8 protein-coding genes are annotated in these 8,211 nt (G+C 66.8%); 3 read left to right on the forward strand and 5 right to left on the reverse strand.

Features of this window, described 5'->3' with window-relative positions:
• Positions 1-695 precede the first annotated feature (695 nt).
• From QSJ95_RS32365 to QSJ95_RS32380, 4 genes are all read right to left on the reverse strand, one after another.
• Entirely contained in the window at positions 696-1,463 is a 768-nt protein-coding gene (locus tag QSJ95_RS32365; RefSeq protein WP_285647837.1) for an SDR family oxidoreductase, read from the reverse strand.
• A 25-nt stretch (positions 1,464-1,488) separates the two neighbouring features.
• The gene (locus QSJ95_RS32370; RefSeq protein ID WP_009619226.1) at positions 1,489-2,559 is read right to left on the reverse strand and encodes a phosphotransferase family protein; all 1,071 of its coding nucleotides are present in this window, start codon (positions 2,557-2,559) and stop codon (positions 1,489-1,491) included.
• Between the two features lie 257 nt (positions 2,560-2,816).
• Positions 2,817-3,128 (reverse strand): SCP2 sterol-binding domain-containing protein, encoded by a 312-nt coding sequence (locus QSJ95_RS32375; RefSeq protein ID WP_009619228.1) that lies wholly within the window; start codon positions 3,126-3,128, stop codon positions 2,817-2,819.
• A 55-nt stretch (positions 3,129-3,183) separates the two neighbouring features.
• Entirely contained in the window at positions 3,184-3,894 is a 711-nt protein-coding gene (locus QSJ95_RS32380) for a histidine phosphatase family protein (RefSeq protein ID WP_267852372.1), read from the reverse strand.
• 205 nt (positions 3,895-4,099) lie between these two features.
• Between QSJ95_RS32380 and sohB the strand changes: the two genes are divergently transcribed.
• Both sohB and QSJ95_RS32390 read left to right on the forward strand, forming a co-directional pair.
• Positions 4,100-5,122, forward strand: coding sequence for a protease SohB (gene sohB, locus QSJ95_RS32385; RefSeq protein WP_058072500.1), 1,023 nt, complete (start codon positions 4,100-4,102; stop codon positions 5,120-5,122).
• 55 nt (positions 5,123-5,177) lie between these two features.
• Positions 5,178-6,170 (forward strand): YhdH/YhfP family quinone oxidoreductase, encoded by a 993-nt coding sequence (locus QSJ95_RS32390; protein WP_058072499.1) that lies wholly within the window; start codon positions 5,178-5,180, stop codon positions 6,168-6,170.
• A 22-nt stretch (positions 6,171-6,192) separates the two neighbouring features.
• On the opposite strand, the gene QSJ95_RS32395 is transcribed toward QSJ95_RS32390, so the two are convergent.
• The gene (locus QSJ95_RS32395) at positions 6,193-7,044 is read right to left on the reverse strand and encodes an alpha/beta hydrolase family protein (protein WP_285647853.1); all 852 of its coding nucleotides are present in this window, start codon (positions 7,042-7,044) and stop codon (positions 6,193-6,195) included.
• Between the two features lie 130 nt (positions 7,045-7,174).
• Between QSJ95_RS32395 and QSJ95_RS32400 the strand changes: the two genes are divergently transcribed.
• A complete protein-coding gene (locus QSJ95_RS32400; RefSeq protein WP_285647855.1) occupies positions 7,175-7,753 on the forward strand; it encodes a TetR/AcrR family transcriptional regulator in 579 nt (192 codons plus the stop codon).
• The last annotated feature ends 458 nt before the right edge of the window (positions 7,754-8,211 follow it).

Below are 8,211 nucleotides of genomic sequence, written 5' to 3' on the forward strand. Positions count from 1 at the left end.
GCGGGCTTACCCAATGTTGGCCAGAAGCCCGACGTGGCTTCCTCGAACAGGCCTAATACATAGATGCAGTCGGGTTTTCATGTTCAAAAGCGGGTTGACGGTGGGGGTGAGTCCATACATAGGAGCGCGCCCTGCGCGCGAAATCGCGGGCAGGGCCCGCTCCTACAGATCGCCGGGAGGCACGGTATTCCTTCCCCCGTAGGAGCGGACCTTGTCCGCGATAGCCGGACGCCCCGGCGCGGTTCGCGGATAAGATCCGCTCCTACGCCGCCCACCCGCGCCATTCCCCTGTAGGAGCGCGCCCTGCGCGCGAAATCGCGGGCAGGGCCCGCTCCTACAGGTCGTTGGATGGCACGGTATTCCTTCCCTCGTAGGAGCGGACCTTGTCCGCGATAGCCGGACATCCCGGCGCGATTCGCGGATAAGATCCGCTCCTACGCCGCCCACCCGCGCCATTCTCTGGTAGGAGCGCGCCCTGCGCGCGATTTCGCGGGCAGGGCCCGCTACAGGTCGTTGGATGGCACGGTATTCCTTCCCCCGTAGGAGCGGACCTTGTCCGCGATAGCCGGACATCCCGGCGCGATTCGCGGATGAGATCCGCTACGCCGCCCCACCCGCGCGCGCATCCGTGCATCGACGGATCGCCCAACGAAAAAGGGAGCCCGAAGGCTCCCTTGTTCATTGCGCTTGCGCGATCAAGCGAGGAACCCGCCGTCGACGTTCAGCGCCACGCCGGTGGTGTAGCTGGAGGCGTTGCTGGCCAGGTACAGCACGGCGCCGGCCATTTCGCTCGGCTCGGCCACGCGCTTGAGCGGGATGCGCTGCAGGGCGGCGTTGCGGATGGCGTCGTTCTTCACCAGGGCCGAGGCGAACTTGGTGTCGGTCAGGCCCGGCAGCAGGGCGTTGCAGCGAATGCCGAACTGCGCGCATTCCTTGGCGAAGACCTTGGTCATGCTGATCACCGCGGCCTTGGTCACCGAGTAGATGCCCTGGAACTCGCCGGGGCTGACGCCGTTGATCGAGGCGACGTTGATGATGCTGCCGCCGCCGTTCTCCTTCATCAGCTTGCCGCCTTCGATGGACATGAAGTAGTAGCCGCGGATGTTCACGTCCACGGTCTTCTGGAAGGCGCCCAGGTCGGTATCCAGCACGTTGCAGAACTGCGGGTTGGTGGCGGCGTTGTTGACCAGGATGTCCAGGCGGCCGAACTGCTCGCGGATCTGCGCGAAGACGCTCTGGATCTGCTCCATCTCGCCGATGTGGCAGGCGATGGCGGTGGCCTTGCCGCCGGCGGCATTGATGGCGTCGGCCACTTCCTGGCAGCCCTCGATCTTGCGGCTGGAGACGATCACGTGGGCGCCTTGCTGGGCCAGCAGCTTGGCGATGGCCTCGCCGATGCCGCGGCTGGCGCCGGAGACGAAGGCGATCTTGCCGTCGAGGTCGAACAGGTTGGTCTTGGACATGGGGTTCCCCTTGTTGTGATCGTCGTTACAGGCGCGATTTGCCGATGACCTGCAGGCTCATCTGCTCCAGCAGCTTGTTCATGTGGATGAACTGGGCGAAGCGCTTGTCCTGGGTCTGGCCGTGGAAGTAGCGGTAGTAGATCTGCTGCACGATGCCGGCCAGGCGGAACAGGCCGTAGGTGTAGTAGAAGTCGAGGTTGTCGATGCGCGGCAGGCCGGCGCGTTCGGCGTAGTAGTCGGCGAACTGCTGGCGCGTCAGCATGCCCGGCAGGTGGCTCGGCTGGCGGCGCATGAGCTGCACCGGCGCCGGGTCGTCGGCTTCGATCCAGTAGGCGAGGGTGTTGCCCAGGTCCATCAGCGGGTCGCCGATGGTGGTCAGCTCCCAGTCCAGCACGCCGATAATGCGCATCGGGTCCTTGGGGTCGAGGATGACGTTGTCGAAGCGGTAGTCGTTGTGCACGATGCCCGGCTTGGGGTGGTCGGCCGGCATCTTCTCGCGCAGCCAGGCCTTGACCGCTTCCCAGCTCGGCGCGTCGGGGGTCAGGGCCTTCTCGTAGCGGTCGCTCCAGCCTTCGATCTGGCGCTGCACGTAGCCCTCGGGCTTGCCCAGGTCGCCCAGGCCGCAGGCCTGGTAGTCGACGTTGTGCAGTTCCACGAAGCGGTCGATGAAGTTCTTGCACAGGGTGTTGGCCTGCTGCGCGTCGAGCTTGAGCTCCGGCGGCAGGTCGGCGCGCAGGATGATGCCGTTGACGCGCTCCATCACGTAGAACTCGGCGCCGATCACCGACTCGTCGGTGCAGTGCACGTAGGCTTTCGGGCAGTACGGGAAGCCGGCGTTGAGCTGGTTGAGGATGCGGTACTCGCGGCCCATGTCGTGGGCCGACTTGGCCTTGCGGCCGAACGGCGGGCGGCGCAGCACCAGCTCGTGGCTGGGGTATTCCAGCAGGTAGGTCAGGTTCGAGGCGCCGCCAGGGAACTGGCTGATCTTCGGCTCGCCCTGCAGGCCGGGAATGTGGGCCTTCAGGTAGGGATCGATGACCGCGGCGTCGAGCTCTTCGCCTTGGCGGATGCGGGTGGACTGGTCAGTCAGCGACATGCTTATCCCTTTCTTGTAGTCGGTAGTTGCCGGGGCAGCGGCGCCCGGGATCCATCATGCAGGGCAATAATGGTGTCCCGAGATAATTGGCTAATCTAATGCTCGCCTGCTACCCCCACAAGCGCCGCAGGGCGTTATTGGCGAGCGTGTTGGACCCCGATCAGGCTGCCTGATACGCCTTTGCCAGAGCGGCGCGGGCGAAAAAAAACCGGAGCCGCGGGGCCCCGGTTTCTCGTGCCGGCAGGCAGCGCTCCAGGTTAGACCGGGAACAGCTCGCCCAGCTTCATGGCCAGCATCATGTCGCCTTCGGCGCGCAGCTTGCCGGCCATGAAGGCCTGCATGCCGTCGGTTTCGCCGCTGGTGATGCCCTTGAGGGTCTCGCTGTCCATGATCAGGGTGACGTTGGGGTTCGGCGCATCGCCCTGCACGACTTCGCAGGTGCCATCCTTGACCACCAGGTAGTGGTTGTCGCCGTCCTCGATGTTGAACTGGAAGACCAGGTCCAGGCCGGCGGCGGCGCCAGCGTTGAATTTGCTCTTCATGGTGGAGACGATGTCAGCAACGCTCATGGTTCTATCCCTTTTCTAGGTTTTCTCGCGCGCCCGGGGGCGCAATGGGCCGGGCTCATCTATAGGTGATGAGCTCCGGCGCCCTCAACAGTTCCAGGTGCACGTGACTGTTGAAGGAAGCCAGGGACACTTCGTCGCCGCGGAACTTCAGGCGGCTGAGCGAAGTGTTGACGATCTGCCAGTTCAGCTCGAAGGCCTTGATCGCCGGCATGCCGACGATCTGCTGGAGCACGGCGGTGATGGTCCCGCCGGAGGTGAACACGGCGATATTGTCCTTGCCGCTGGCCTGGCGCAGCAGGCGCTGCAGGCCGTCGTGCACGGTGCCGAGGAATTCCTGCCAGCTGACCAGGCCGTCCTTGTGGTGCTCGCCGGAAACCCAGCGGGCGATCACGTAGGAGAACAGGCGCTGGAACTCGCCGCGGTGCTGCGCGGCGTTGCGCAGGATGTGCAGGGCCTGGGGCTCGTGCTGCAGCAGGTCGTCGAGGTGGGCGCGGATCACCGCGTCGGCCTCGAACTCGTTGAAGGCGGCGTCGATCTCCAGCTCCGGCACCTCGAGCCCGGCTTCGCGCATGCGCCCCAGGGCTTCGCTGGCGGTGTGGCGCTGGCGCTGCAGGTCGCCGGCCAGGCAGCGGTCCAGGCGTAGGCCCAGGCCCGCCAGGTGTTCGCCCAGGACCTGGGCCTGGCGCACGCCGGTCGCCGAGAGCACGTCGTAGTCGTCGGCGCCGAACGAAGCCTGGCCATGTCGAATCAGATAGATGCTGCCCACGCACGGACCTCGGCAGGGGGAAAGTTCCGGCGAGGGTATGAGGAAGGCCCTGGGCTGTCAACGAAAAAACATACGCTTGTTTGAATGCTATTCCCAACGCTGATGAAGGCGTTCGCCAGCGCTGGCTGCGGCCCGGCGGGCTGGGTATGCTTGCGGGATTCCCCGGCCCGGTCGGCGGGCGGGGCACAGGTCGATAGGGGGAAGTGTGGAGTTTCTTCTGGATTACGCGGGTTTCCTGGCCAGGACCTTCACCGTGCTGGTGGCGGTGCTGGTGGTGCTGGTGGTGGTCGCCGCCCTGCGCGGCCGCGGGCGGCGCAGCTCGGGCCATCTGGAAGTGCGCAAGCTCAACGACTTCTACAAGGACCTGCGTGAGCGCCTGCAGGGCAGCGTGCTCGACAAGGACAAGCTCAAGGCCCTGCGCAAGTCCGAGCACAAGGCGGCCAAGCAGGCGAAGAAGGCCGGCGCGCAGAAGAGCCGCATCTACGTGCTGGACTTCGATGGCGACATCAAGGCCTCGGCCACCGAGCACCTGCGCAACGAGATCACCGCGCTGCTCAGCCTGGCCACGCCCAAGGACGAAGTGGTGCTGCGCCTGGAGAGCGGCGGCGGCATGGTCCACAGCTACGGCCTGGCCGCCTCGCAACTGGCGCGCATCCGTCAGGCCGGCGTGCCGCTGACCGTGTGCGTCGACAAGATCGCCGCCAGCGGCGGCTATATGATGGCCTGCATCGGCGAGCGCATCCTTTCCGCGCCCTTCGCCATCCTCGGATCCATCGGCGTGGTGGCGCAGCTGCCCAACGTGCACCGCCTGCTGAAGAAGCATGACATCGATTTCGAGGTGCTCACCGCCGGCGAGTACAAGCGCACCCTGACGGTGTTCGGCGAGAACACCGACAAGGGCCGCGAGAAGTTCCAGGAGGACCTGGAGTCCACCCACGAGCTGTTCAAGGGCTTCGTCGCCCACTACCGGCCCAAGCTTGCCATCGAGGAAATCGCCACCGGCGAGGTCTGGCTGGGCCAGGCGGCGCTGGGGCGCAAGCTGGTGGACGAGCTGAAGACCAGCGACGAGTACCTGGCCGAACGCGCCCGCGAGGCTGACGTCTACCACTTGCAGTACGTGCAGAAGAAGAGCGTCCAGGAGCGCCTGGGCGTGGGCGCCAGCACGGTGATCGACCGCGTGCTGCTGAGCTGGTGGGAGCGCCTGGGGCGCAGCCGTTACTGGCAATGATTCCGGCGCGGGCGCAGGGGCGCCCGCGCGGCAGGCTTTGCAGAAGGAGAGCGTGATGAGTGCATTCAAGGCCCTCTGGGTTACCGAGTCCCCGCATGGCATCTACGAGCAGCAGGTGGTCGAGCGCGACACCAGCCAGTTGCCGGCCGGCGAGGTGCTGATCCGGGTGCGGTATTCGTCGCTGAACTACAAGGATGCGTTGTCGGCCAGCGGCAACCGTGGCGTGACCCGCAAGTACCCGCACACCCCCGGCATTGATGCCGCCGGGGTGGTGGAGGAATCCTCGGTGGGTGAGTTCGTCGCCGGCGACGAGGTGATAGTCACCGGCTACGACCTGGGGATGAACACCCCGGGCGGCTTCGGCCAGTACGTCCGCGTGCCGGCCGCCTGGCTGATCAAGCGCCCGCAGGGCCTGAGCCTGCGCGAGGCGATGATCCTCGGCACCGCCGGCCTGACCGCGGCGCTGTGCGTCGACAAGCTGGAGCGGGCCGGCGTGACCCCGGCCTCCGGCCCGGTGCTGGTCACCGGCGCCAGCGGCGGCGTCGGCAGCATCGCGGTGATGTTGCTGGCCCAACTGGGCTACAGCGTGGCGGCCTCCACCGGCAAGCTGGAGCAGGCCGAGTTCCTCAACGGCCTGGGCGCGCGGCAGATCATCGACCGCGCCACCGTTGCCGACGGCGTCGACAAGCCGTTGCTCAAGGAGCAGTGGGCCGGCGCGGTGGACACGGTCGGCGGCGACATCCTGTTCAACGTGGTCAAGTCGCTGCAGTACGGCGGCAGCGTGGCCTGCTGCGGGCTGACCGCCGGCGCCGCGTTCAAGGCCACGGTGCTGCCGTTTATCCTGCGCGGGGTGAACCTGCTGGGCGTGGACTCGGTGGAGCTGCCGCTGGTGGTCAAGGCGTCCATGTGGGACAAGCTCTCGCTGCAGTGGAAGCTGCCGCGCCTGGAGGAGCTGGTGCGCGAAATCCGCCTCGACGACCTGCCCACCGCCATCCACCAGATCCTCGCCGGCAAGCTGGTCGGCCGGCTGCTGGTGAACCTCGACTGATACCCGCGCCGGGGCCGGGCGTTCAGCCCAGCTCCGGCAGCAGGTAGCCCTCCCACAGCGTGTCGGCGAACTGCTCGCGGAAGAACCCGAAGTGGCCGATGCGCTTCACCCCCAGCTGTTCCGGGGCGATGCGCCGGCTCACCTTGGGCGCGCTGCGGTAGAAGCCGAGCAGGGCCTCGGTGCTGCGCTGGGACATCATCTCGTCGTCGGTGAACGACAGCGAAACGATGGGCGTGTGCACCGCCGAATAGCGGATGCGCATCTGCTCACCTTCGCCCAGGGCGTACTGCGGGTGCAGGCACCAGCGCCGCCATTGCTCGATCACCCCGCGCGGCAGGTCGCCGACGATGCCCAGGCGGCGGCCCGGGAAGTAGCCCAGCAGCGGCGTGACGGTCGGCGCGATGAAGTGCCAGAGCAGCCAGGCGCGGCCGCGCAGGCCGGCGGTGTTGTCGCGCCAGTAGCCGCTGCCGCTGGCGATGCTGAAGGCCCGGGTGATGCGCGCGCGGCCGTCGACGAAGGGCAGGATCTGCCCGCCCAGGCTGTGGCCGATCCAGTACAGCGGCTTGTCCTGCGCGGCCTCGGCCACCGCCGCGAGCACGGCGCTGCAATCGTGGCGGCCCCAGTCGACGACGTTGGCCTTCACCTCGCGCAAGGGGCCGCTGCGCGACTGGCCCATGCCCTGGTAATCGAAGGTCACGACCAGATAGCCGCGCTCGGCCAGCCAGTTGGCGAAGGCGCCGTAGAAGCGCTGCTCGACGCCCATGGCCGGGACGATCAGGGCGGCGCCGAGCATCTCGCCCGGCGGCCGGTACCAGTGGCTGGCCAGGCGCTGGCCGTGGCCGTTGTCGATCTCGCGGGGCTGCGGGGTTGTCATGCTGCATGCTCCTGGGGCTGGCCGGCTGCGTGGATTCGGGTTGAAGGATGGCGGCGTGTCAGGGCAGTATACGAAGGCTAGAAATTAATTCTAGAAAAATATTCTAGAAGCGATCCGCACAAGGAACCCCATGGGCCGAGCTTCCCGCAAAGACGACATCCTCCAGGCCGCGCTGGCCTGTTTCAGCGAATCCGGGGTGGACGCTACCACCATCGAGATGATCCGCGACCGCTCCGGCGCCAGCATCGGCAGCCTGTACCACCACTTCGGCAACCGCGAGCGGATCATCGGCGCGCTCTACCTGGAAGGCATCGGCCAGTACGCGGCCCTGCTCGACGCCGGGCTGCGCGAGGGCATGGGCGCCGAGGCCACGGTCAAGCTGTTCGTCACCTGTTACATCGACTGGGTGGTGGCGCACCCGGACTGGGCCCGCTTCATCCTGCACAACCGCGGCCGGGTGGAGGCGGGGGAAATGGGCGAGCAACTGCGCGAAGCCAACCGCCAGCAGGGCCGGCGCATCGCCGAGCTGCTGGCGGTGCACCGCCAGGCCGGCGCCTTCCGCGAAATGCCCTTCGAGCTGTTCAACTCGGTGGTGATAGGCCCCACCCACGACTATGTGCGCAACTGGCTGGCCGGGCGGACGCGGGTGGAGCTGGCGGATTGCCGGGACCTGCTGGCGCAGATCGCCTGGGAGAGCATCAGGGCGTAGGGCGGATGACCGTTTGTGGTTATGCGCCGTTGGCCGTGCCTCCGGGGTGTGCGACGTGGCCGGTGAATCCAATCGCGGACGGAGCCCGCTCCTTGCGCCGAGGGGCTCTTCGTAGGATGGGTTGAGCTTGCGATACCCATGCTGCCGTGGTGATGGGTATCGCTTCGCTCAACGCCATCCTACGAAAAGCCGTGTCACCGGGGTGTCCGGCGGGAGCGTTGAGTCCAATCGCGGACAAGGTCCGCTCCTACGCCCGTGCTTCCCTGTAACTGTAGGAGCGGACTTTGTCCGCGATTCGGACTTCCAGAGAAACCTCCGCGTACTCCGAAACGCCCCTTCAGAAGGCCGAGCGAAACCGGCGCTCAGGAGGTCATGCGACATGGATGTCGCGAGAGCCCCGATGGGCTACAGGGACGTACCCTCGGGGCGGGCCTCCGTGGCGGGGGAGTTCGTGAGGG

This window comes from Pseudomonas sp. NBRC 100443 (assembly GCF_030268185.1).
Lineage (GTDB): Bacteria > Pseudomonadota > Gammaproteobacteria > Pseudomonadales > Pseudomonadaceae > Pseudomonas > Pseudomonas citronellolis.

Excerpts from the sequence above, each read along its gene's own strand:
- QSJ95_RS32370 (WP_009619226.1), bottom strand. The coding sequence starts at position 2,559 with ATGTCGCTGACTGACCAGTCCACCCGCATCCGCCAAGGCGAAGAGCTC.
- QSJ95_RS32390 (WP_058072499.1), top strand. The coding sequence starts at position 5,178 with ATGAGTGCATTCAAGGCCCTCTGGGTTACCGAGTCCCCGCATGGCATC.
- QSJ95_RS32375 (WP_009619228.1), bottom strand. The coding sequence starts at position 3,128 with ATGAGCGTTGCTGACATCGTCTCCACCATGAAGAGCAAATTCAACGCT.
- QSJ95_RS32365 (WP_285647837.1), bottom strand. The coding sequence starts at position 1,463 with ATGTCCAAGACCAACCTGTTCGACCTCGACGGCAAGATCGCCTTCGTC.
- QSJ95_RS32400 (WP_285647855.1), top strand. The coding sequence starts at position 7,175 with ATGGGCCGAGCTTCCCGCAAAGACGACATCCTCCAGGCCGCGCTGGCC.
- QSJ95_RS32395 (WP_285647853.1), bottom strand. The coding sequence starts at position 7,044 with ATGACAACCCCGCAGCCCCGCGAGATCGACAACGGCCACGGCCAGCGC.